The organism is Nonomuraea sp. JJY05 (genome assembly GCF_043496855.1).
In the GTDB taxonomy this organism is placed as follows: domain Bacteria; phylum Actinomycetota; class Actinomycetes; order Streptosporangiales; family Streptosporangiaceae; genus Nonomuraea.
In genome coordinates this window covers 139,812-162,401 of sequence record NZ_JBIEIS010000026.1, presented here as the reverse complement: position 1 = coordinate 162,401, position 22,590 = coordinate 139,812, and the positions used below count along the sequence as shown (strand labels likewise).

Sequence of the window (22,590 nt, the reverse complement as noted above, 5' to 3'; positions counted from 1 at the left end):
TTGACGGCAGTCCTCCTGATCGGCGCCCTCGGCGTGGCCGCCTGCGGCAAGAAGAACAGCGGCGAGCCCGCCCAGCAGTCGCTGTCCTACCGCTCGTCCTGGGGCGCGGCGGAACCCCAGGCGAAGATCATCAAGACGATCTTCGACGACTTCGCCAAGGAGACGGGCACCAAGGTCGATGTGAAGTTCGTCGGCCGCACCGGCAACGAGAACCTCAACGCCGAGATGGCCTCCGGCCAGGGCCCCGACCTGTTCGACACCACCACCGGCGACATCGACACCCTGACCGCCCAGCAGATCGTCGGCCCGATGGCCGACGTGGAGAGCGCGCAGGTCCCTGGCGAGGGAAAAACGGTCAAGGAGGTGCTCCCCGAGCCCGTACGGCGGGCCTCCTCCGGCAAGAACGGCCTGGCCTTCGTCCCGCACACGATCATCTCCACCGCCGTCTGGTACGACGCGGCCAAGCATCCCGGGCTGAACCCGCAGACCTGGGAGGAGTTCATCGCCTTCCTCGACGAGTCCAAGAAGGCCGGCCGTACCCCGATCGGCCAGGACGGCACCATCGCCTTCTACAACGTGTACTGGTTCTACAGCCTGCTGGTCGGCGCCAACGGCGCGGGAAGCCTCGCCGAGCTGGCCAAGGACCCGGCCAACTGGGACAAGCCCCAGGTGCTCGACGCGGCGAGGAAGGTCGAGCAGCTCGCCAAGGGCGGCTACTTCCAGCGGGACTTCATGGCGACCAAGTTCCCCGCCGCGCAGAACGCCTGGGCGGCGGGCACGTACGACCTGAACCTCAACGGCACCTGGCTGGCCAGCGAGGTCCAGCCCCAGCTGGCTCAGGGCTTCAAGGTCGCCTCGTTCCAGATCCCCGCGGGCGGCAAGAAGTCCATCGAGGTGGGAACCCTCGGCTGGGGTGTGAACGCCAAGGGCAAGAACGTCGCCACGGCCAAGAAGTTCCTGGCCTTCGCGCTGCAGAAGAAGTACATGGAGAGGTTCTCCACCGAGGCGCTGAACATCTCCTCGCGCGGTGACGTGCCCGCGCCCGCGCACATGGCGGACGTGCAGAAGGCGGTGCTGGAGGCCAAGGAGACGCACCTGAGCTACGACTACGCGGGCGCCGACAAGACCTGGTGGGGCGACATGTTCCTGCCGCTGAGCGACAAGCTCCTGTCCGGCAAGATCGACGCGGCCACGTTCGTCCGCGACGGCAAGAAGCGGACAGCCGATCACCTGGCGAACGGGTGAAAGCGTACGAACGGGCCTTCTGGCCCTTCCTCCTGCCCGCGCTCCTGGTCTACACCCTGCTGTTCGTCGCGCCCTCGCTCTTCGGAATCTGGGTCGGCTTCACCAGATGGTCGGGACCCGGCTCGGAGATGACCTGGCGCGGGCTGGACAACTATGTGGCGCTGCTGCACAACGACGTGTTCACCATGGCCTTCACCAACACCTTCGTGATGGCGATCGTCGGCGGCGCCCTGATCTTCGGCGCCACCTTCGTGTCCATGGTCGTGCTCCGGCAGCTCAAGGGGCGAGCCTTCATCCGGGCCGTCGTCTTCCTGCCGATGGTCATCTCGATCATCGCGATCGGCGCGGCGGTGGGCTTCCTGCTCAATCCCGAGGGCGCGGTCAACACCGTGCTGGAGTGGATCGGCCTCGACCCGCAGCCATGGCTCGGCCCCGACATGGTGTTCCGCTGCATCGTGGGCGGCCTGGTGTGGTCGAGCACCGGCTTCTACGTCGCGCTGATGATGTCGGCGGCCGACGCCATCCCCATGCACGTCTACGAGGACGCCCAGCTCATCGGGGCCACCAAATGGGAGCAGTTCCGGCACATCACACTGCCGCTGACCTGGGACGTCTTCGCCGTGGCCGCCGTACTCTGGGTGGTCGGCAGCCTGAAGATCTTCGACATCGTGCTGGCCTTCACCACCGCGGGGACCGCCGCCGCGCCACCGATCCCCGCCCGCACGATCGCGGTGCAGCAGTACATCGTGGTGAAGGGCGCCGGCCTGCCGGAGCTCGGGAGCGCGGCGGCCATGGGCGTGATGACGCTCGTCGTGACGGCCGTGCTGATCGTGCTGACCAGGCGCATCACCAGACGTGACCGAGTGGAGCTGTCATGAGACGTCTGTTCGGGGACATCCTGCTGCCCCGGGCCACGGCCGTCGCGTTGTGGGCCTGGGTGGCCTTCAACCTCGCCCTGGTCGCCTGGGTGGGCATCCAGTCGCTGAAGGCTTCGGGCGAGGTGTGGCTGGATCCGTTCGGCCTGCCGAAGACCCCGCGCTGGGACAACTTCAGCTCGGCGTGGCAGGCGGCGGAGTTCTCCGCCGCGGCCATGAACAGCGTGGTGCTGACCCTGTTCGGGTCCGTGCTGATCGTGGCGATCTCCGCCCCCGCCGCCTATGTGCTGGCGCGCTCCAGCCGGCGCGTCGCCGGCCACACGATCAACTACTTCGCGATCGGGCTGAGCATCCCGATCCAGACGATCCTGGTGCCGATCGTGGTGATCAAACTGTCGGTCTTCACCTTCATGGAGGACTGGGTCACCGGCTGGTGGGACAACCGCATCACCTTGCTGGTCTTCCAGGTGGCGCTGTCGGTGCCCTTCGCGGTGTTCGTGCTCACCGGGTACATGCGCTCGCTGCCGCACGAGATCGAGGAGGCGGCCGAGATCGACGGCGCCGGTCCGCTTCGCGCGTTCGCGCAGGTCATCATGCCCGTCGCCAGGCCGGGCCTGACCACCGTGTTCGTGCTCAACGTCATGGGCCTGTGGAACGAGACCCTGCTCGCCCTGCTGATCGCCCCGCTCCCCGAGGAACGCAACCTGCCCGCCGCGCTCCTCGGGCTGTACAGCAGCATGCAGTACAGCTCCGACTGGGGCGGCATGTTCGCCGGCATCGTGATCCTGGTCTATCCCATGATCGTGCTCTACCTCTGGCTGGGCCGCCGCATCGTCGACGGCATGACCGCCGGGATCAGCCGATGACCGCGTTCTCCGTCGACGACGGCTCATTCCGGCTGGGCGGCGCCGAGTTCAGGGTGCTGTCGGGCGCACTGCACTACTTCCGCGTGCACCCCGCGCAGTGGAAGCACCGGCTCGCCATGGTGCGCGCGATGGGACTCAACACGGTCGAGACGTACGTACCGTGGAACCTGCACGAGCCTCGGCCGGGAGACTTCCGGCGCCTGGACGACCTGGGCTCGTTCCTCGACGCGGCGGCGGCCGAAGGGCTCCTGGCGATCGTGCGGCCCGGGCCGTACATCTGCGCCGAATGGGACAACGGCGGGCTGCCCACCTGGCTCACCGGCGCCCTCCGCACCAGCGACCCCGGCTACCTGGCCCACGTCGACCGTTACTTCGACCGGCTGATCCCCCAGGTGGCCGAGCGCCAGGTCACCCACGGCGGCAACGTGATCATGGTCCAGGTGGAGAACGAGTACGGCTCCTACGGCAGCGACCAGGCCTACCTGCGCCACCTGGCGGACGGCCTGATCAACCGCGGCATCGAGGTGCCCCTGTTCACCTCCGACGGGCCGTCCGACCACTGCCTGACCGGTGGCACGATCGACGGCGTGCTCGCCACGGTGAACTTCGGCTCCGACCCTGAGCAGGCCTTCGCCGCGCTGCGCGCCCACCGGCCGTACGACCCGCTGTTCTGCATGGAGTTCTGGTGCGGCTGGTTCGACCACTGGGGGCACCCCCACGTCACCCGCGACCCGCGGGACGCCGCGGACGTCCTGGAGCGGATCCTGGCCGCGGGGGCGTCGGTGAACCTGTACATGGCGCACGGGGGGACCAGCTTCGGCACGTGGTCAGGCGCCAACCGCACCGGCGACGACAGCGCCGGACCATGGCGGCCCACAGTGACCTCCTACGACTACGACGCGCCCATCGACGAGCGCGGCGCGCCCACCGAGAAGTACTGGCTATTCCGGGACGTGCTCTCCCGCTACAGCGACGAGCTCCCCGACGTACCCCCCGAGCCCGCCACGCTGCCTCCCGCCACGCTACGACCTGCGCATTCCGTGCGGCTGCACGAGGCACTGGACGCCATCGCGCGGCCGGAGACCACCGCGCCCACGCCGCCGACGTTCGAGGACCTGGGGCTGGACCACGGCCTGGTGCTGTACCGGGCGACCGTTCCCGGACCGCGCGGACCGTACCCGCTCACCCTGCGCGACGTGCGCGACCGCGCGCACGTCTTCGTCGACGGCCGCCTCGCGGGCGTCGTCGAGCGGGACGCCGACCCCCCCGTCCTGCTCGCGACCGGGCACGCCAGCCTGGAGATCATCGTGGAGTCAATGGGACGGACGAACTACGGCCCGCTGCTCGGCGAACGCAAGGGCATCCTCGGCGGCGTCCTGCACCACCAGGGATACGTGCACGGATACACAGCGCGGCCGATCGCGCTGGAGGACGTGTCGCGCCTGCAATTCCAGCCGGGAACGACGAGCGAACCGCTCTCGTTCTTCCGCACCGCACTCGAGGTGGCGACGCCCGCGGACGCGTTCCTCGCTCTGCCCGGCTGGGGCAAGGGATACGTCTGGATCAACGGCGTCCTGCTGGGCCGCTACTGGAAGCAAGGACCTCAGCAGACCCTGTACGTCCCGGCGCCCCTGCTCAGAACGGGCACCAACGAGATCATCCACCTGGAATTGGACCAGGTGGGCTCCCTGCTACAGCTCCGCGCCCGGCCCTCGACGCGCCGGTAGCCCATGCACGGATTCTCCGGGACCAGCGCAGGACGAGGGCGCAGGTGGAACGGACCGTGGGCACGCTGTGCCGAGGTGTGTGGTCCGGCGACGGCGATCTGTCGTACCCGTGTGGAAGACTGACCGGCGTGTTGGAAGGGTTCGATGAGTTCGACATCGCCACGTCCGATACGACCATTCACGGGCGCCGTGGTGGGGCGGGGCCGCCCGTCCTCCTGTTGCACGGCATCCCCGAGACGCACCTCATGTGGCATCGGGTGGCGCCGCGGCTGGCCGAGCGCTTCACCGTGATCGCCACCGACCTGCGTGGCTTCGGCGCCAGCGGCACGCCGCCGAGCGCGCCCGACCACGCCCCGTACAGCATGCGCGCGATCGCCCGCGACCAGGTCGAGGTCATGCACGCGCTGGGGTTCGAACGGTTCGCCGTGGCGGGGCACGATCGTGGCGCGCGCTGCGCGTACCGGATGGCGCTCGACCACCCCGAGGCCATCACCCGGCTGGCCGTGCTCGACATCGTGCCCACCGGGGACGCCTTCGACCGTGCGGACATGAACTTCGCCCTAGGCTACTGGGTATGGTCCTTCCTGGCGGCGCCGGAGCCGCTGCCCGAGCGGCTGATCGCGGCAGCGCCCTCCCTCCTCGTGGACCACATGCTCGACTCCTGGTCGCACGCGCCGGATGCCTTTCCCCCCGAGGTGCGGGCCGCCTACACCGCCCAGTTCGCCGATCCCGCCACCGTGCACGCCATCTGCGAGGAGTACCGCGCCGCCGCGACGCTCGACTACGAGCATGACCAGGCCGACCGCGGCCGGCGGCGCATCGCCTGCCCCACCCTCGCGCTGTGGAGCGCGGCCGGACCGGTCGCCGAGTGGTACGAGCCGCTCAGAGTCTGGCAGGCCTGGGCCGGCGACGTGCGCGGCGGCCCGGTCAAGTCCGGGCACTTCCTTCCCGAGGAGGCACCCGACGAGACAGCCCGGCATCTGCTCGACTTCCTCGCCTGAACCGGGGTGGGAGCAGGCGCTCAGCCTCGTCAGCGCCGGATTCGTTCCGCATCGGTCTAGAGATCGACTGAATCGCCCACAGGGATGCGTGCGTAGTCGGTCTCCTCCTCAAGCCAGGCGTCGAAGTACTCCAGGCCGATCTTGCTGAGCTGGATGTCGTGGATCGGGAACGCGCGGGCCGGCCGGACGCCTCGGACGAAGGCGATGGACTCGCTGATCTTCACCCAGGGACCGGCCGCCGGGACCAGCAGGGTCTCGACCTCGTCGGTGGGGACGAACAGGGAGTCTCCCGGGTGGTAGAGGCCGTCCACGATGAACCCGAGGTTCGGGCAGCCGGGCAGTCCGTCGATGACCTCGGCGTGCACGCCGCCCACGGCCTTCACGGTGAAGCCGGCGGCGGTGAAGGTCTCGCCCGCGGCGACCGCGACCGTTCCCTCGCCGAGCTCGGCGGCCAGCGCCGCGTGGGTGTGGACGGTCAGCGCGGGGTTGCTTGCCCGGGCGGCCTTCAGCGCCTCGATGTCGGCGTGGTCGGGGTGCTCGTGGGAGACGAGCACGGCCGTGGCTCCGGCCAGCGCCGCCTCCGCGTCGGAGAAGGTGCCCGGGTCGATCACCAGCACGCGATCGCCGTCCTGGACGCGTACGCAGGCGTGCCCGAAATGCGTCAGTCTCACCGGATCACCCTATCGACCGGCCTGAGGCGTCGACGCCAACCTGATCCTCGCCCGCCCCTGACGGCCGGCCGACATCCCACCACGACGGCCCTGGCCGGCATTCACCGGCCGGGGTCCGCTGCGGCGTAGCCCGGGGACGCGGCGCTGACCCTCGCCGTCCGGACCCGCGACCTTGACCGACACCCCGCCCGCGCGGCAGTTCGCCGCGATGCTGCCGTTGACCGTGCAGCTGACGGACGCGTGGGGGCAGGCGAAGGCGGGGCCGCTGCCGCGCGCGCTCACGGCCGACGGCGGCACGCCGGTCCACGACCCCGCCCCGGGTGAGGTCTACTTCTGGCCCTCGAGCGCGTTGGTCGCCGTCTACTACGACGATCTCGGACGGTGCCTGATCCGGGCCTGGTCCGCCTCGGCGTCGTGAAGACCGGCCTGGAAAGGCTCGCCGAGGCGGGCAGGCGGGTCACAGTCCGGATCGAGCCGGCCGCCGCGGCCGGCCCCGGATCCGCCGCAGCCGTGCCCGCCCACGACTGAGGTGCTCGGCGGTGGCGTTGCAGGTGCCGAGGGCTGTTCTAGCCGAGCGCCCGCGAGCGCCCTTTCCCGGGCGGATCGGTGCTCTCCCGAAACGCCAGTCGATGTGGCACGCACACCTCGTGCGCCTTGTCCGTCCCGCCGCTCAGCCGCTCGGCCAGCAGGTCCACCGCCGACTGCGCGATCAGCGCCTTGTCGGGCGCCACGGTCGACAGGGTGGGCGTGGCGAACCGGCCGTCCTGGATGTCGTCGAACCCCATCACCATCACGTCGCCCGGCACCTCGTACCCCCGCTTGAGCAGCGTCCGCAGGGCGCCCAGCGCGAGCGTGTCGTTGAAGCAGAAGACCGCGTCCGGCGCGCCGGAGTCGAGCAGGCGGCTCATGGCCTCGGCTCCGTCGGCGCGCCCCCAGCGTGCGACCGGCGCGACCAGTGACGGGTCGGCGGGGAGGCCGGCCTCGGCGAGCGCCTGCTGGTAGCCCTTCAGCCGCAGGCGGCCCGTCGCGGCGGCCGCCGTGCGCTGCACGCCGACGGCGGCGATCCTGCGCCTGCCGCGCTCGGCCAGGTGCAGGGTGGCCGCCCGCGCGGCGGCCACGTTGTCGATGCCGACGTGATCGTACGGCGAGCGGCCCGTCCCGACGCGTTCCCCGAGCAGCACCATAGGCGTATGGTCGTCGCGCCCGGCCAGGTCCTTGCCCGTGAGCGCGAGCGGGCTGAACAGCAGCCCGTCGATGAGATGGGCGCGGATCCCGGAGATCACCACGCGTTCCTTGGCCCGGTCGCCCTGGGTCTGGTCGATGAGGACGGTCCAGCCTCGCCGGTCGGCCGCCTCGATGACGTTCGTGGCCAGTTCGGCGAAGTAGGGGTTGTCCAGGTCGGGCACCGCCAGCGCGACCACGCCGGAGCGGCCCGCGCGCAGGCTGCGCGCCGACAGGTTCGGCCGGTAGGAGAGCTCGGCTATCGCCGCCTCCACCCGGGCGCGTGTCTCGCCACTGACATGGGGATAGTCGTTGACCACATTGGACACGGTCTTGATCGACACCCCGGCCAGCTCGGCGACGTCCTTCAGCCTCGGCCGCACCATGCCCCCTTCGCCATCGGCACCCTACCTCGTTTACAACGATGTAACGAACTGGCGCCAGGCAATTTACAACGTTGGAACCAACGATGTAGAACGTCCGTAACCCCCACGGGCAGGAGTGATCTGGCATGTCCCTCGACAACCTCTCCAGACGGCACGCACTGGGCCTGGGCCTCGGCGCGCTGGCCATCGGCGCGGCGGGCTGCGGCGGAGGCGGCGGTCCCAGGCAGGCGCAGGCGCCGGCCACCACGGCGGCGCCCACCGAATACACCGGTCCCTCGGTCTCGCTGAAGTTCTGGAACGGCTTCACCGGCGGCGACGGCCCGGTCATGAAGAAGCTGGTGGACCAGTTCAACGCCGAGCACCAGAACATCAAGGTGTCGATGAACGTCTACCAGTGGGCCGACTACTACGCGAAGGTCCCCGCGGCCGTCTCCGCGGGCCAAGGCCCTGACCTCGGCATCATGCACGTCGACAGCGTCGCCACCAACGCGGCCCGGCAGGTGGTTCTGCCCCTCGACGACGTGGCCAACGCGCTCAGCCTCACCGAGGCGGACTTCTCACCGCCGGTCTGGAAGGCCGGCGTCTACAAGGGCGCGCGCTACTCGATCCCGCTCGACGTGCACCCGCTCGGCATGTTCTACAACAAGACGGTCATGAAGAAGGCCGGGCTCGACCCGGAGCAGCCGCCCAAGACCGGCGAGGAGTACCTGGCGGCGCTGGAGGCGCTGAAGAAGGCGGGCATCCAGGGGCACTGGGCCACGCCGTTCCCGTTCACCGGAAGCATGCAGTTCGGGACGCTGCTCTACCAGAACGGCGGGCAGCTCTTCGCCGACGACGCCGGCGTCTCGCGCTTCGCCGAGGACCCCGGCGTGCAGGCCCTGACCTGGCTCGTCGACCTCGTCAACAAGGGCTACAGCCCCAAGAACGTCGGCCAGGACGCCGACTTCATCGCCCTGCAGAACGGCAAGGCCGCGTTCAACTGGAACGGCATCTGGTCCATCAACACGCTCAAGGAGATCAAGAACCTGGAGTGGGGCGTCGCGCCGCTCCCGCAGATCGGGTCGAAGCCGGCGGCGTGGGCGGGCTCGCACCAGTTCGTGGTGTTCAAGCAGCGCACGCCCGACCAGAACAAGCTGACCGCGGCCAAGGTGTTCATCAACTGGATCAGCGGCCACTCGCTGGAGTGGGCCAAGGGCGGCCAGGTGCCGGCACGCAAGTCGATCCGCGACGGCGCGGAGTTCGCGGCGCTGAAGGAGCAGGCCACGATCGGCACCCAGATCGACTACCTGTACTTCCTGCCGTCGGTGGCGGGCATCGGGGACGCCTCCGCGGTCGTCGACCAGGCGATCAACGCGGCGATCCTGCTCAAGAAGAGCCCCAAGGACGCGCTCACGGAGGCCGCCGCCAAGGCCGACAAGATCCTTGAGGCCAACCGGAAGAAGTACGGCGCCTGATGGTCACGATCACGGCGAAGGCGAAGGCGAAGGCGGCGGAGGAGACGCCGGGGCGGGGCGTGCGCGTTCCCCGATCGGGCAAGGCGACGCCGTACCTGTTCCTGGCGCCGTACCTGATCCTGTTCTCCGTGTTCGTGCTGGCCCCGGCCCTGTTCGGGATCTGGGTGAGCCTGCACGACTGGGACTACATGCTCGAGGGCAAGCCGTTCGTCGGCCTGGACAACTACACGGCGCTGTTCGACGACCAGTCGCCCGTCTACGGCGACTTCTGGATGTCGATGCGGGCGACCGGGATCTTCACCGTGTTCAGCGTGCCGTTCCTGGTCGTGCTGCCGCTCGGGGTGGCGTTGCTGCTCAACCGGCCCTTCCGGGGCAGGACGCTGTTCCGGGGGCTGTTCTTCGCGCCGTTCGTGCTGGGCGTGGCGGTGGTGTGCCTGATGTGGCGGCTGCTGCTCGACCCGAACCTCGGCCTGGTCGACTGGATACTCGGCACGCCGATCCCCTGGACCACCGCGACGCCGTGGGCCTGGATCGCGCTGGTCGGGGTGACGGTCTGGTGGACGCTCGGGTTCAACGCGGTGATCTACCTGGCCGGGATGCAGGACATCCCGCGCGAGCTGTACGACGCGGCGAAGGTGGACGGCGCGGGGCGGTGGGGCGAGTTCGTCCACGTCACGCTGCCGGGGCTGCGGCCCGTCGCGCTGTTCGTGGTGACGACGACGATCCTGGCCTCGGCGAACATGTTCGGGCAGTCGTACCTGCTGACCCAGGGGGCGCCGGGCGGTGGCACGCGGACCGCGATCATGTACATGCTCCAGCAGGGGCTCAGGGAGTACAAGATGGGCAGCGCCTCGGCCATGAGCTACCTGCTCACGCTGCTGCTGATCCTGGTCAGCGTGGCCAACTTCCGGCTGTTCAGGACCCGGTCATGAAGCGCTACACGGGCCTGCTGGCCCTCGCCGTGCTGTTCGTGGGGCCGCTGGTGTGGGCCCTGGGCGTGTCGTTCAAGACGCAGACCGAGGCCACCCGGGTGCCGCCCACGCTGCTGCCCGCCGAGCCGACGACGTCCGCGTACGGGACGGTCTTCCAGGGCACCACGGACACGCCGGTGCTGCGCTGGTTCGCCAACAGTCTCATCGCCGCCACAGGGCACATGCTGCTGGTGCTCGCGGTGTCGTCGCTGGCCGCGTACGCGCTGGCCCGGCTGGAGTTCCGCGGCAAGAAGCTGATGTTCGGGATGATCGTCGGCACGCTGCTGGTGCCGGGGTTCGTCTTCCTCATCCCGCAGTTCCTGATCGTCGACCGGCTCGGCTGGCTGGACAGCCTGACGGCGCTCATCGTGCCGGGGGCGGCGGGCGCGTTCGGGGTGTTCTTCCTGCGGCAGTTCTTCCTCGGGCTGCCGCGTGAGCTGGACGAGGCCGCGCTGATGGAGGGCGCCAACCACTGGCACGTCTTCTGGCGGATCACGCTGCCGCTGTCGCGGCCCGCGCTGGCCACGCTGGCCGTGCTGAGCTTCCTGTCCAACTGGAACGACTTCATCTGGCCGATCTACGTGATCTTCAGCCCCGAGTACTTCACGCTGCCGCCGGGCCTGTCGATCCTGCAGGGCGCGTACACGATCCACTATCCGGTGATCATGGCGGGCGCGGTGCTGGCCGGCATCCCCGTCCTGATCCTCTTCAGTCTGACCCAGCGGTACGTCATCGAAGGCATCTCTCGTAGCGGCCTGAAAGGCTGACCCATGCACTTGGCTGTCATCGCCACGCTGATCCTCTCCCTCTTCACCAATCCGGTGTCCGGCTCCTTCTCCGACACGTTCGCCGACCCGTCGGTGATCCGCGGGCAGGACGGCTACTGGTACTCCTACGGCACGTCGGACCCGCTGCGCGAGGGCGAGAAGGTCCTGCACAGGCTGCCGATCGCCCGATCGAGCAACCTGGTCGACTGGACCTACGTGGGCGACGCGTTCGGGCCGGACAACCTGCCGTCGTACGCGGCGCCGGGCAGTCTGTTCTGGGCACCGGACATCCGTTACCTCGACGGCCGGTACGTCATGTACTTCACCGTCACCGACACCGCCGGCACGCCCGCCAACTGGGACTACTCGATCGGCGCCGCCACGGCGCCCACGCCGGCCGGGCCGTGGACGCACATCGACGCCCCGGTCGTCGCCCCGCGCCCCTCGGGCGACTCCTTCTGGAACACGATCGACCCCTCGCAGTTCACCGACGTGGACGGGCGCAAGTACCTGTACTTCGGCGGGTTCTTCGGCGGCCTGTGGGTGACCGAGCTGTCCGCCGACGGGCTGCACGCCACCGGGCAGCCGCAGCAGGTCGCGATCGACAACAAGTTCGAGGGCGCGTACGTGGTGCGCCACGACGGCTACTACTACCTGCTCGGCTCCTCGGCGAACTGCTGCGCCGGGCCGACCACCGGCTACTCGGTGCTGGCCGGGCGCTCGACCAGCCCGCGCGGACCGTTCGTCGACCGCGAGGGCGTGCCGCTGCTGGCCTCGCGTGCCGGTGGCACCCCTGTCCTGGACCAGAACGGCAACCGCTTCATCGGCACCGGCCACCACGCCCAGCTCACCGACCTTTCCGGTCAGGACTGGATGCTCTACCACGCCATCGATCGAAGCGACCCGTTCCTGGACGAGCCGTACGGGATCAACGAGCGGCCCATGCTGCTGGACCGGCTGGACTGGATCGACGGCTGGCCGGCCGTGCGTGCGGGGGCCGGGCCTTCCGAGCAGTCGCGGGAGACGCCGGTGACCCGCGGGGTCGTGGACGATCGGTTCGCGGGCGACCTGTCGGGCTGGCGGAACACGGCCGGCTGGACCGTACAGGATGGACATGTCCGCGGCCAGGGCACGCTCATCAGCCGCAGGTCGCTCGGCGGGGACATCCGCGTCGAGACCGACCTCAGGACGGACAAGTCCGCCGGGATCCGCATCGGCGGCACGACCGCGGTCGTTTCGCGCGAGGGGTTGACGCTTGCCTCGGGCGGCGCGTCCCGTACGGTGGCGCTCCCCGGAGGGGCCGCGACCTGGCACAACCTGGCCGTCACCGTCAAGGGACGGACGATCACCGCCGAGGTGACCGAGGCCCGGCTCCGCGACCCGCAGGCGAGCCTCACCGTCACGGGCAGCGCGAACGGCCCGATCGGGCTGGTCTCCGACGGGGGCGCCGACTTCGACAACGTCTCCGCCGCCCCGCTGTTCAAGGCCGTCACCAAGGCGGCGCCGACGCCGCGTACGGGCAGGCTGCTGGACTCCGACGAGTTCGACGGGCCGCTCGACTCCCGCTGGACCTGGGTGCGGCAGGACGCCGCGGCCACGATCGCGGAGGGCGTGCTGCGCTGGCCCGTCCAGGGCGCCGACCTGGTCGGGACCGGCAACAAGGCGTCGGCGCTGCTGCGCGAGGCCCCCAAGGGGGACTACGTCGTGGAGACCAAGGTCACGCTCGACCTGGGCGAGGACGCCGTACGCAACTACCAGCAGGCCGGGCTGGTCGCCTACGCCTCCGACGACGACTTCGCCCGCCTGTCCCAGGTCGCCATCTGGAACACCCGCCAGGTCGAGTACGGCCGCGAGCTGGCCTTCGCCGGCCGCCTGTCCTACGGCGGCAACATCGTCGGCCCGCCCGCCAGGACCACCTGGCTGCGGCTGGCGCACCACGTGGACCCGGCCAACGGGGAGCACGAGTTCCGCGCCGGATCCAGCCGCGACGGCAAGACCTGGACCTGGGGCGGCGTGTGGACCTTCCCCAAGGACACGGCCGTGCGCGTCGGCCTGGTCGCCCACGGAGGGGCCCAGCCGGCCGTCAACGCCGACTTCGACTATGTACGCGTCTACCGAGGAGCCTGACCTGTGCCGCAAGCACACCTGACCCTTGACCCCTCTTTCCGCATCGCCCCCGTCAACCGGCGCCTGTTCGGCTCGTTCGTCGAGCACATGGGCCGGTGCGTCTACACCGGCATCTACGAACCGGGCCACCCGGCGGCGGACGACCACGGCTTCCGCACCGACGTGCTGGAGCTGACCCGCGAGATGGGCGTGAGCGTGGTCCGCTACCCGGGAGGCAACTTCGTCTCCGGCTACCGCTGGGAGGACGGCGTCGGCCCCGACCGGCCCTCCCGGCTGGACCTGGCCTGGCGGCAGATCGAGACGAACGCGTTCGGGCTCAACGAGTTCATGACCTGGACCCGGGCCGCCGGGGTGGAGCCGATGATGGCCGTCAACCTCGGCACCCGGGGCATCCAGGAGGCCTGTGACCTGCTCGAATATGCCAACCACCCCTCGGGTACGCAGTGGTCGGACCTGCGGGTCAAACACGGAGTGACCGACCCGTACGGGATCAGGCTCTGGTGTCTCGGCAACGAGATGGACGGACCCTGGCAGATCGGTCACAAGACCGCGCACGAGTACGGACGGCTCGCGAACGAGACCGCCAAGGCCATGCGGCTCGTCGACCCCGGCATCGAGCTGGTGCTGTGCGGCAGCTCCAACAGCGGGATGCCGACGTTCGGCGCGTGGGAGGCCACCGTGCTCGAACACGCCTACGACGCGGTCGACTACCTGTCGCTGCACAACTACTACGAGGAGAACGGCGACCTGCCCGGCTTCCTCTGCAGCGCCGTGGACATGGACCGCTACATCTCGGCCATCGTGGCCACGGCCGACCACATCGGGGCGAAGCTCCGGCGCAAGAAGAAGATCAACCTGTCCTTCGACGAGTGGAACGTCTGGAACCAGAGCCGGTTCACCGGGCGCGAGCGCTCGCCGTTCCAGGAGGCGCCGGAGCTGATCGAGGACACCTTCACCGCCGCCGACGCCGTGGTGGTGGGGGATTTCCTGATCACGCTGCTGCGGCACGCCGACCGGGTGAGCATCGCCTGCCAGGCGCAGCTCGCCAACATCATCGCGCCGATCAGGACCGAGCCCGGCGGCCCGGCCTGGCGTCAGACGATCTTCCACCCGTTCGCCCTGACGGCCCGGCACGCGCGCGGCACCGTGCTGCGGGTGGAGCCGTCCGGCCCGCTCCTGGAGACCGGACGGTACGGCGAGGCGCCCGCGCTGTCGGCGGTGGCCACCGTCGACGGGTCCCGGGTGGCGCTGCTCGCCGTCAACCGGTCGCCCGACCAGGACCTCGACCTCACCGCCCGGCTCCCGGCGGCGGTCAGGCCGGTGTCGGCCTCGGTGATCGCCGCCGGGGACGACCCGCACCGGGTGGAAGCCCTTCCGCAGCCGCTGACCGTGCAGGCTGACGGTGACCGGCTGACGGCGCGGCTGCCCGCCGCCTCGTGGACGATGATTCTTGCGGAGTGCGAAAACATGCCCGATCAGCCATGATTCCCGGCCCTCAGTCGGGGATGCGATGGGTCGTCAGACGGTCGGGGTTCGGCCAGCGTACGCCGTGGGCCCACCCCGCCCGCTCGAACCAGCGGATCAGCCGCGCGCTGGGGTCGAGCTGGCCCTTGAGCACGCCGTGCCGGGCGCAGGTCGGCTCCACATGGTGCCAGTTGTGCCAGCCTTCGCCAAGCGTCAGCATCGCCACCCACCACACGTTGGACGAACGGTCTTGGGTGCGGAACGGGCGGTCGCCGAAGGTGTGGGCGATCGAGTTCACCGACCAGGTGACGTGGTGCACGACGGCGTAGCGGACCAGACCGCCCCACAGCAGCGCGCTCCACACGCCCGGCCACGACATCGACCACAGCCCGCCGGCGGCCGCCGGGAGCACGAACGACAGGAGAACGACCGCCGGATAGGCGGCGTCGAAACGCCGCACGTCCGGGTCGGCCAGCAGGTCCGGCACCCAATGCCGGCGGCTGGAGCGTTGCTGGGCCGTGTAGAACCAGCCGATGTGGGCGTGCAGCATGCCGCGCAGCAGCGCCAGGCCGCTGTCGCCGTAGCGCCACGGCGAGTGCGGGTCACCTTCGCGGTCGGCGTACTTGTGGTGGCGGCGGTGCTCGGCGGCCCACAGCGTGAGAGGGCCCTCGACGGCCATGCCGCCGGCCAGCATGAGCGCGATCCGTAGCGCCCGGTTGGCCTTGAAGGCGCGGTGAGTGAAGAGGCGGTGGTAGCCGATGGCGATCCCGAAGATGCTCACCAGGTACATCGCGACCGCGATGACCAGGTCGCGGGGGCCGATGCCCCAGCCCCAGGCGGCCGGCACCGCGAGGGCCGGCAGCAACACGGGCAGGACGACCAGGACGACCAGATAGGCGGTGCGGCGGCCGGTGGTGAGCGTCACCGTCTCCGCCGTGCCCGGCTGCGGCATGGGTGACGTCACGTTTCCTCCCATGAGCGGTACAGGACGATCGGGCTCCTCATTCAACGGCCAAGCCCATGGAGTGCGGCAATGTCCCGACAGTGACGGGGTGATTACCATGAGGAAGCAAAACAATGCACTCCGTCGTCATGAGGAAAAGGCGTGACACCTCCCTAGATTGTGATTGCACAGCGTGATCATCGTTGTGCGCTCCGGCATCAGGCGGAAGGTCCACGGAATGGGTGCTGTCGATCAGGCGACCACGGGCGGCCATCTGGAGAGATACGACGAGGCGCTGGCGCGGGACCCGATGTCCGCCTTCAGCCTGGTCCGGGAGTGGATGCGTACCGACTGGCGGAGCCTGTTCGCCGAGTTGCGCGAGCGGCGCCCCATCTTCGTCACACCCGCCTTCACGGTCGTGACCCGCTTCGCCGACGTCACCGAAGTGCTCGCCCACGAGCAGGTCTTCTCGGTACGGGCCTTCGGTCCGCGCCTCGACGCCGCGCTGGGCGCCCCGTTCATGCTGGGCAGGGACGCCACGCCGATGAACTGGCGGGAAAAGGGCCTGATGCAGCTCATGCTCGACCCGCGGGACGCGGCCGGCGTGCGCGAGCTGGCCGGCCGCCTCGCCGACGAACTGCTCGACGCCGCCTGGCCCGACGGACGCCTCGAAGCGGTCAACGGGCTGTTCCGCCCTGTCGCCCTCGGCGTGTGCGCGCGGTATTTCGGCGTTCCCGGCCCCGATCCGCAGACCCTGGGCCGGTGGACGCGGGCCATCGTCGCCGACGGCTTCGCCAACTTCCTCGGAGATCCGCAGATCCAGGCCGCGTCCGTCACAGCGGGCGCTGAGCTGGTCGGATACCTGCGAGACCGCCTCGCCGGGCACCGGGCCACGCTGCGGGCCGGACGGGACCTCCCCGACGACGTCTTCGCCCGCCTCGTCCGCTCCTCCCTGCCCGGCGTGACCGACGACCGCATCGTGATCAACATGGCCGGGCTGCCGCTGGGCTTCGTGGAGAGCGCGCCGGGGGCCATGGTCGAGGCGGTGGAGCAGCTCCTGCTGCGCCCTCGGGTGCTCGCGGAGGCCGTGGCCGTCGCCGGAGACCCCGAACGGTTCGATCCGTACGTCTGGGAGGCGCTGCGGTTCAGCCCGTTCTTCAAGCTGCTTCCCCGGCTGTGCGAGCGCGACCATGTCCTGGCCGCCGGCACCCCGCGCGGCACGGTGATCCCCGCGGGCACGTTCGTGCTCGCGGCGCCGGCCTCCGCCATGTTCGACGGGGACGTGGTGCCGGAGCACGACGAGTTCCGCCTCGGCCGCCCTCGCCACCATCAGCTGTTCTTCGGCTCCGGCCATCACGCCTGCCTCGGCGTGCACGTGGGCGGCGTGGTGATCGCCGAGACCGTACGCCGCCTGCTGCTGCGTCCCGGCGTGCGTCCGCTCCCGCCACCGGCGGGCCGCGTCGAGCGGACCCTCGGGATCTTCCCCGACACCTTCACCCTCGGGCTCGGCACCGAGGGGCGGGTCGCCGCCGATAGGCTCGGCGCCGAGGGGCGGCTGGGCATCGACGGGCGGGAAGGCTGACGATGGCGGGCCGAGCACGCGCACGCAGCATCGCCACGGACGGTCTCGCCAACCGGCTCAGGTTCCTGGCCCTGACCAACGGCCGGCCGTTCTGGGACCTCGTACAGAGCAGCAGGCCGGTCCGGCGCCGGATCAACGCCTCGCTGATCGACCATGCGATCCGCGAGATGCCACCGCGCCCCGAGCCGTTGAGCACCATGGCCGACTACACCTCGTGGGCCTCCTTGACCGACCGCACCTACAGCGGCAGGCACCTGCCCCCGGTCCCCGTGGCCGAGGGAGACCGTCCCACTCCCGAGAGCGCCGGCGCCCTGTTCACCCGCGGCGAGTCCATGATTCCCTGCCCGCGCTCCACGGTGCTCTTCGCGTACTTCGCCCAATGGTTCACCGACGGTTTCCTGCGCGGCGACACCAGCATCCCGCGCGACCCGCGCAAGAACAGCTCCAACCATCACATCGACCTGAACCAGGTGTACGGCCTCGACGAGGCGGCGACGGCCGCACTGCGCACGTTCGACGGCGGGCTGCTCAAGAGCCGGCTCGTCAACGGCGGCGAGTTTCCGCCCTACCTGTGCGAGAACGGCAAGATCAAGCCGGAGTTCGCCCCGCTGAGCGTCATCCGCTTCGACCAGCTCTCCGACGCGCAACGCGACACGCTGTTCGCCACCGGCAGCGACCGGGGCAACGGCCAGATCGGCTTCACCATGCTCACGGTGCTGTTCCTGCGCGAGCACAACAGGGTGGCACGGCTGCTCGCCCGGGGACATCCGCGATGGGACGACGAGCGGCTGTTCCAGACGGCCCGCAACGTCCTCATCGTGCTGCTGATCAAACTGGTCGTCGAGGAGTACATCAACCACATCACCCCCTACCACTTCCGGTTCACCCTGGACCCGCGGCTGTCGGCGCTGCTGGACCGCGCGCCCTGGCACCGGCAGAACTGGGCCTCGGTGGAGTTCAACCTCGTCTACCGCTGGCACAGCCTGATCCCGTCCCACCTGTCGGTGGGCGGGCGCGACCTGCCGATGGCCCAGACCTTTTTCGGCAGCGCGCTGATCCCCGGTCCCGGCCTCGGACGGCTGTTCGAGGACGCCTCCCGCCAGCGGGCCGGCCGCATCGGCCTGTTCAACACCGACCCCGTCCTGCGGGAGATCGACGTGGCCAGCATCGCCGACTCCCGGGCGCTCGACCTGGCCCCGTACAACAGCTACCGCGAGCACTGCCGCTTCCCCAGGGTGCGGGCCTTCGAGCAGATCTCCGGCGATCGGCGGGTCAGCGGCGCGCTGCGCGAGCTCTACCGCGACGTGGACGACGTCGACCTGTACGTCGGGCTGTTCGCCGAGGAACCCGGATCCCCCGCCGCGATCCTGCCTCCGCTGCTGACCAAGATCATCGCTATCGACGCCTTCTCCCAGGCGCTCACCAACCCGCTGCTGGCTCCGCGGATCTTCAACGCCGCCACGTTCTCCCCGGAGGGCGTGCGGGTCATCGCGGCCACGCGCACGCTGTCGGACGTGCTGCGCCGCAACACGCCGGAGGACCCGAGCCCCCGCTTCGTCAGCATGTCCCGGCAGGCCCGGTGATGACCGGGGAGAACGATCCGGCCGCCGGGTCGCTGCGCGCCGCGGCCCGCGAGCTGGTGGACATCGCGCTCACCATCCAGGACGCGGCGGCTCACGCCACGGCCGCGCTCACCGACGACGCGCTGCTGCGCGCCCTGCCGCACGCTCCCTCGGCGGCCCGGCCCGCCTACCATGCGCTGCTGCGGGCCACGACGAACCGCCGGGGCCTCGGATGCGCGTTCACCGGCGGCCGGCTGGCCACCGTGGCCGCCAAGGCCGGCGCCATGCTGGGGGCCGAGAGTCTGGCCGTACGCGTGCTGGCCACGTCGCTGCGGCTGCGCGTGGCAGCCGTGGCGCTCGCTCACCCCGAGCTGACCGGGGACCCCATGCTCGCCCGCCTCATCGACGCGGCCGCCGCCGACCGCGATCTGGAGGCCGTCCGGGCCCTGCGCTCCCTGCTCAAGGACCGCGGTGCGGTGCGCGCGCTCAGCCAGCTCGCCCCGGTCTTCGGCGAGGTTCTCGCGCTGCGCGCGCTGCTGGACGAGAACCCGCTCAACGACGCCACCGCCTGGCTCATCGCCACGGGAAAGGGCTTCGCCACCGCCGATCCGATCACCGGCATGAGCAACAGGGCCATCGCCGTCCTCGACACCGGGGAGGGCGCCGCGCGCCGGATCGAGCTGACCGCGGCCGAGTCGGCCCGGCTGTGCACGCGGGGGTCGCTGCTCGGCTTCCTGGGCAACCTCAGCACGATCGGCACCACCGGGCGGGCCCTCATGCAGAGCGTCCAAGGACCCGACGGCGTGATCCGCCACGTCCTCCAGGCGCCGGGCATGCGAGTGGGACGTCCCGACGGCGAATCGCCCCAGGACCTGCTCGGCGCGTTCAGCAGCGCCGTCCTGGCCGGCAGCCCCTACAGCCGCGCCCTGGCCGCGGCCGTCGCCGACTACGGGCTGCCTCCGGGCGCCGAACTGGCGCTCGTCGGGCACAGCGCGGGCGGCGCGGCGCTCATGAACCTGGCGCAGGACCCCGACTTCTGCGCCCGTCACACCGTCACCCACGCCGTCGCCGTCGGCTCGCCCGTCGACTTCAAACGCCCCGCCGACCCGCGCACCTGGGTGGCCAGCGTCACCAACCAGCACGACATCATCCCCACCCTCGACGGGCAGGGCGCCGGCACCTGCTTCGACCTGCACCCCGACTGGTACGTGGTCGACTACGCCGACTCCACCCACCTGTTCCCGCAATGCCACAGCATCGAGCGCTACCTCGCCAACATCGCCGACGACCTGCCCGAGGCCCGCGAGCTCATCGACGAGCGGCTTGCGCCCTTCCGGGGGCAGGTCGTGCGTTCCCAGGCGTACCTGCTGTTCGACCGCCCGCCCGACCCGGAGGAGTTCCCCTTCCTGACCGTCCCCACCCGCGCCGTGGACGGTCCCGAGGGAACCGTCGAACTGCCGATCAGGTGCCGCGACGGCGACGCGCTCACGGCGTACTTCGCCGCGCGCCCGACGGCGGCGGCCGGCCTGCTGGAGGGCACGGGGCTCGGTCCCGCCGTCCAGGTGGCGGGCCGTGCGCTGGTCGCCGTGCACGCCGCCTGGAACAGGCACGCCAGTGCGGGCGGATACGGGGAGCTGCATGTCGGAGTCGTCGTGCCCGGCCCGTTCCGCCGACGCTCCCGCTCTCCCGTCTGGTCCGACCCGCTGAGGCGACGTTCCGGCCACTCCGGCTGGCCTGACCTGCTGCGGGCGGCGGACCTGCGCCGCTCCGGCAGCTTCCTCGTCGGCTCCGCGGTCGACACCACGATCGTCGGCGGCCTCGGCCCGCGGCTGTGGGGCGGCCAGACGTACCTGACGCCACTGGAGCTCCGGCTGCTCGGCACCCGGTCCGCCCACGTCACCGCCGGCCAGATCCTCGCTATGCGCGGACGGCTCGGTCCGGGACTGCCCCTGAGCGATCCGGGCCTGGTCGGCTACACACGCGAGGCCGGCGCCGTGCTGCGGTCCTGCGTCCGGGCCCGCGGGCAGGCCCGGCTGCACCCGGCGCCGTCACTGCGGCTGGTCGTCGAGCCGCGGTCGACCCACCCGCTGGCCGACCGGCTCCGCGAGCTGGGGCTCGACGGCGCCCGCCCGCTGCTGTGCCTGTCGGCCACCACCCGCCAGACGCTCCGGGACGCCGCCGTCCCGGTGGCGCCCGCCTGACGGAGGAGTCATGTCCGCCCAGATCGCCGCGATCATCGCCCACGCCGAAGTCCTGCGTTCGGACGCCCGCGCTCTGACCGCCTGCGCCGAGCGCCTGCACGCGATCGAGGCAGGGCTGAAGGCCGGCGGCGGGGCGCCGCCTTGGCTGCACGCATCGGTGACCGCCCACCTCGCCGCCTGCGCGGCGGCCGCCGCCGACCTGGAGACGGCCGCGCAGCGCCTGAGCCGCTACGCGGCCGAGGCGAGCCCATGACGGGGGGGCGACTCAACCACTGTCAGGTGTCCGCATCGAGCCACGTGGCCTCGGAGCACAGGACGCGTGCGGCCTCGTGTGGCTCCGCATCGCGCACGACGTACCAGTTGGCCCGGCCGTCGTAGCGTTCGGGGCGGAGGATCGTGACGATGCCCGACGCGTAGATCTGCCGGGTGCGGGGGTCGCGAGCATGGATTTGCCGGCCGACCACGAGGCTCTCGTCGAACGGCAGGCCGTCGATGATCTCGTCTTCCCATCGCCAGAGGCGCCGGGTGCTCCCGGGGTCGAGGCGCTCGGCTCCCCGCTGCTGGTAGGGCATGGAGAACTCGCGGGCGCGGTGGGGGTTCAGGTCCTTGGCGATGCGTTCGTCGTCGGCGAGCTCGCGCAGGCGCTCCTCCTGGACATGCGGTTCCCAGCTGTCGAAGCCGTGCGGCAGCCCGAACATCTTCCCGGCCCGGTCGAAGTAGCGATCGACATAGGGATCGCGGAAGCGTCCCGGCCGCTCCTTGAGATCGTCGAAGACGTCCGCGGTGACGGGCGTATCGTCGGAGATGTCGGCGCCCTGCTCCCGAAGCCAGTCGTGGACCGTGACGCCCATCTCGGCAAGCCGTTCCTCCAGCCGCCGGAGCCGGTCACCGAACTCCCCTGGCTGCATGGCGGCCCACTCCTGCGCCGTGGAAACGGGGACGGGTGCCGGTCGGGGTTCCAGGGGCGGAGGCAGCATCTCGGGTGGGAGTGGCAGCGGCACGTACTCCTTGGGCATCCGGATGAAGCGCTCCATCGCCCGCATGTGGATGAGCGGGTCGAACGCGTCGCGGATGGGCCAGAACCGCAACAGCCAACGCAGGTCGGGGTCGTCGTCCTCACCCCGCGCGTCGACCGTTCGCGCGTGCGCGGTCAGTCCGTACTCGAAGTACGGCGGGCCGATGAGGAAGTCGTGTCCTCGCCCGTCCATCATGGAGGCCGCGTGGATCACTCCGCTGTCAGCCACGAACGTCGGCTGATCGACCTGCGTCCACGAGTCGTCGACGCCTGGTGGCTCGGCGTCCCATGCCTCCATGCGGACGGCGGCGATGTAGTGGTAATCCTCCGGGTCCGGGCTGCTGATCGCGGGAAGATCGGTGCCCGCGAGACCGAGTTCTCCGTATTCCACGTATAACTCGTCGTCGATGCTGCGGAGCAGTCGCGCCATGGTGTCCTTCAATCGTCCAAGCGGTTGATGATCAAAGGCAGCATGCCGTACAAGTGCGACAAGTTCCGCCGCTGGCCGGAGC

19 protein-coding genes are annotated in these 22,590 nt (G+C 70.5%); 15 read left to right on the top strand and 4 right to left on the bottom strand.

Annotation, left to right across the window (positions count from 1 at the left end; translation table 11 throughout):
* The 5 genes from ACFKCF_RS35710 to ACFKCF_RS35690 all read left to right on the top strand — a co-directional run bounded on the left by ACFKCF_RS35710 (nt 1) and on the right by ACFKCF_RS35690 (nt 5,714).
* Nucleotides 1-1,245: an ABC transporter substrate-binding protein gene (locus tag ACFKCF_RS35710; protein ID WP_394499700.1), complete on the top strand. Its 1,245-nt coding sequence runs from the start codon at nt 1-3 to the stop codon at nt 1,243-1,245.
* Nucleotides 1,242-2,123 carry a carbohydrate ABC transporter permease gene (locus tag ACFKCF_RS35705; RefSeq protein ID WP_394499699.1) on the top strand — a complete coding sequence of 294 codons (882 nt, stop codon included), beginning with the start codon at nt 1,242-1,244 and terminating at the stop codon, nt 2,121-2,123. Before ACFKCF_RS35710 ends, ACFKCF_RS35705 begins: the two co-directional genes overlap by 4 nt.
* Nucleotides 2,120-2,986, top strand: a complete 867-nt coding sequence (locus ACFKCF_RS35700) for a carbohydrate ABC transporter permease (protein ID WP_394499698.1) — start codon at nt 2,120-2,122, stop codon at nt 2,984-2,986. The genes ACFKCF_RS35705 and ACFKCF_RS35700 overlap by 4 nt, the downstream gene beginning before the upstream one ends.
* Nucleotides 2,983-4,713: a beta-galactosidase family protein gene (locus ACFKCF_RS35695; RefSeq protein WP_394499697.1), complete on the top strand. Its 1,731-nt coding sequence runs from the start codon at nt 2,983-2,985 to the stop codon at nt 4,711-4,713. Before ACFKCF_RS35700 ends, ACFKCF_RS35695 begins: the two co-directional genes overlap by 4 nt.
* Nucleotides 4,714-4,841: 128 nt before the next feature.
* Nucleotides 4,842-5,714 carry an alpha/beta fold hydrolase gene (locus ACFKCF_RS35690; protein ID WP_394499696.1) on the top strand — a complete coding sequence of 291 codons (873 nt, stop codon included), beginning with the start codon at nt 4,842-4,844 and terminating at the stop codon, nt 5,712-5,714.
* Nucleotides 5,715-5,770: 56 nt separating this feature from the next.
* Here the strand turns inward: ACFKCF_RS35690 and ACFKCF_RS35685 are convergent, their stop codons facing one another.
* Nucleotides 5,771-6,385, bottom strand: a complete 615-nt coding sequence (locus tag ACFKCF_RS35685; protein WP_394499695.1) for an MBL fold metallo-hydrolase — start codon at nt 6,383-6,385, stop codon at nt 5,771-5,773.
* A 172-nt stretch (nt 6,386-6,557) separates the two neighbouring features.
* On the opposite strand from ACFKCF_RS35685, the gene ACFKCF_RS35680 reads away from it, so the two are divergent.
* A complete protein-coding gene (locus ACFKCF_RS35680; protein ID WP_394499694.1) occupies nt 6,558-6,803 on the top strand; it encodes a cyclophilin-like fold protein in 246 nt (81 codons plus the stop codon).
* Nucleotides 6,804-6,951: 148 nt separating this feature from the next.
* Here the strand turns inward: ACFKCF_RS35680 and ACFKCF_RS35675 are convergent, their stop codons facing one another.
* Nucleotides 6,952-7,992, bottom strand: a complete 1,041-nt coding sequence (locus ACFKCF_RS35675) for a LacI family DNA-binding transcriptional regulator (protein WP_394499693.1) — start codon at nt 7,990-7,992, stop codon at nt 6,952-6,954.
* 125 nt (nt 7,993-8,117) lie between these two features.
* On the opposite strand from ACFKCF_RS35675, the gene ACFKCF_RS35670 reads away from it, so the two are divergent.
* From ACFKCF_RS35670 to ACFKCF_RS35650, 5 genes are read left to right on the top strand one after another with little or no spacing between them, the layout of a single operon-like run.
* A complete protein-coding gene (locus ACFKCF_RS35670; protein ID WP_394499692.1) occupies nt 8,118-9,446 on the top strand; it encodes an ABC transporter substrate-binding protein in 1,329 nt (442 codons plus the stop codon).
* On the top strand, nt 9,446-10,378 hold the full coding sequence (locus ACFKCF_RS35665; protein ID WP_394499691.1) for a carbohydrate ABC transporter permease: 933 nt from the start codon (nt 9,446-9,448) through the stop codon (nt 10,376-10,378). Before ACFKCF_RS35670 ends, ACFKCF_RS35665 begins: the two co-directional genes overlap by 1 nt.
* A complete protein-coding gene (locus ACFKCF_RS35660; RefSeq protein ID WP_394499690.1) occupies nt 10,375-11,184 on the top strand; it encodes a carbohydrate ABC transporter permease in 810 nt (269 codons plus the stop codon). Before ACFKCF_RS35665 ends, ACFKCF_RS35660 begins: the two co-directional genes overlap by 4 nt.
* A 3-nt stretch (nt 11,185-11,187) precedes the next feature.
* Nucleotides 11,188-13,311, top strand: a complete 2,124-nt coding sequence (locus tag ACFKCF_RS35655; RefSeq protein ID WP_394499689.1) for a family 43 glycosylhydrolase — start codon at nt 11,188-11,190, stop codon at nt 13,309-13,311.
* A 3-nt stretch (nt 13,312-13,314) separates the two neighbouring features.
* Nucleotides 13,315-14,796 (top strand): alpha-N-arabinofuranosidase, encoded by a 1,482-nt coding sequence (locus ACFKCF_RS35650; protein ID WP_394499688.1) that lies wholly within the window; start codon nt 13,315-13,317, stop codon nt 14,794-14,796.
* A gap of 10 nt (nt 14,797-14,806) precedes the next feature.
* Here ACFKCF_RS35650 and ACFKCF_RS35645 read toward each other — a convergent pair whose 3' ends face one another.
* On the bottom strand, nt 14,807-15,739 hold the full coding sequence (locus ACFKCF_RS35645; protein ID WP_394499687.1) for an acyl-CoA desaturase: 933 nt from the start codon (nt 15,737-15,739) through the stop codon (nt 14,807-14,809).
* A gap of 217 nt (nt 15,740-15,956) precedes the next feature.
* On the opposite strand from ACFKCF_RS35645, the gene ACFKCF_RS35640 reads away from it, so the two are divergent.
* The 4 genes from ACFKCF_RS35640 to ACFKCF_RS35625 are packed head-to-tail and all read left to right on the top strand — an operon-like array spanning nt 15,957 to nt 21,316.
* The gene (locus ACFKCF_RS35640; RefSeq protein WP_394499686.1) at nt 15,957-17,300 is read left to right on the top strand and encodes a cytochrome P450; all 1,344 of its coding nucleotides are present in this window, start codon (nt 15,957-15,959) and stop codon (nt 17,298-17,300) included.
* A gap of 2 nt (nt 17,301-17,302) precedes the next feature.
* Complete coding sequence (locus ACFKCF_RS35635) at nt 17,303-18,883, top strand: peroxidase family protein (protein WP_394499685.1); 1,581 nt, start codon at nt 17,303-17,305, stop codon at nt 18,881-18,883.
* Nucleotides 18,883-21,063, top strand: a complete 2,181-nt coding sequence (locus ACFKCF_RS35630) for a hypothetical protein (protein ID WP_394499684.1) — start codon at nt 18,883-18,885, stop codon at nt 21,061-21,063. The genes ACFKCF_RS35635 and ACFKCF_RS35630 overlap by 1 nt, the downstream gene beginning before the upstream one ends.
* Before the next feature lie 10 nt (nt 21,064-21,073).
* Nucleotides 21,074-21,316: a hypothetical protein gene (locus ACFKCF_RS35625; RefSeq protein ID WP_394499683.1), complete on the top strand. Its 243-nt coding sequence runs from the start codon at nt 21,074-21,076 to the stop codon at nt 21,314-21,316.
* Between the two features lie 22 nt (nt 21,317-21,338).
* Here the strand turns inward: ACFKCF_RS35625 and ACFKCF_RS35620 are convergent, their stop codons facing one another.
* Nucleotides 21,339-22,508: a hypothetical protein gene (locus ACFKCF_RS35620; RefSeq protein ID WP_394499682.1), complete on the bottom strand. Its 1,170-nt coding sequence runs from the start codon at nt 22,506-22,508 to the stop codon at nt 21,339-21,341.
* Nucleotides 22,509-22,590: the final 82 nt, after the last annotated feature.

What these genes read in the sequence shown, in the direction of transcription:
- ACFKCF_RS35665 (WP_394499691.1), top strand. Translation starts at nt 9,446, where the DNA reads ATGGTCACGATCACGGCGAAGGCGAAGGCGAAGGCGGCGGAGGAGACG.
- ACFKCF_RS35670 (WP_394499692.1), top strand. Translation starts at nt 8,118, where the DNA reads ATGTCCCTCGACAACCTCTCCAGACGGCACGCACTGGGCCTGGGCCTC.
- ACFKCF_RS35695 (WP_394499697.1), top strand. Translation starts at nt 2,983, where the DNA reads ATGACCGCGTTCTCCGTCGACGACGGCTCATTCCGGCTGGGCGGCGCC.
- ACFKCF_RS35675 (WP_394499693.1), bottom strand. Translation starts at nt 7,992, where the DNA reads ATGGTGCGGCCGAGGCTGAAGGACGTCGCCGAGCTGGCCGGGGTGTCG.
- ACFKCF_RS35625 (WP_394499683.1), top strand. Translation starts at nt 21,074, where the DNA reads ATGTCCGCCCAGATCGCCGCGATCATCGCCCACGCCGAAGTCCTGCGT.
- ACFKCF_RS35660 (WP_394499690.1), top strand. Translation starts at nt 10,375, where the DNA reads ATGAAGCGCTACACGGGCCTGCTGGCCCTCGCCGTGCTGTTCGTGGGG.
- ACFKCF_RS35640 (WP_394499686.1), top strand. Translation starts at nt 15,957, where the DNA reads ATGGGTGCTGTCGATCAGGCGACCACGGGCGGCCATCTGGAGAGATAC.
- ACFKCF_RS35630 (WP_394499684.1), top strand. Translation starts at nt 18,883, where the DNA reads ATGACCGGGGAGAACGATCCGGCCGCCGGGTCGCTGCGCGCCGCGGCC.
- ACFKCF_RS35700 (WP_394499698.1), top strand. Translation starts at nt 2,120, where the DNA reads ATGAGACGTCTGTTCGGGGACATCCTGCTGCCCCGGGCCACGGCCGTC.
- ACFKCF_RS35635 (WP_394499685.1), top strand. Translation starts at nt 17,303, where the DNA reads ATGGCGGGCCGAGCACGCGCACGCAGCATCGCCACGGACGGTCTCGCC.
- ACFKCF_RS35620 (WP_394499682.1), bottom strand. Translation starts at nt 22,508, where the DNA reads ATGGCGCGACTGCTCCGCAGCATCGACGACGAGTTATACGTGGAATAC.
- ACFKCF_RS35655 (WP_394499689.1), top strand. Translation starts at nt 11,188, where the DNA reads ATGCACTTGGCTGTCATCGCCACGCTGATCCTCTCCCTCTTCACCAAT.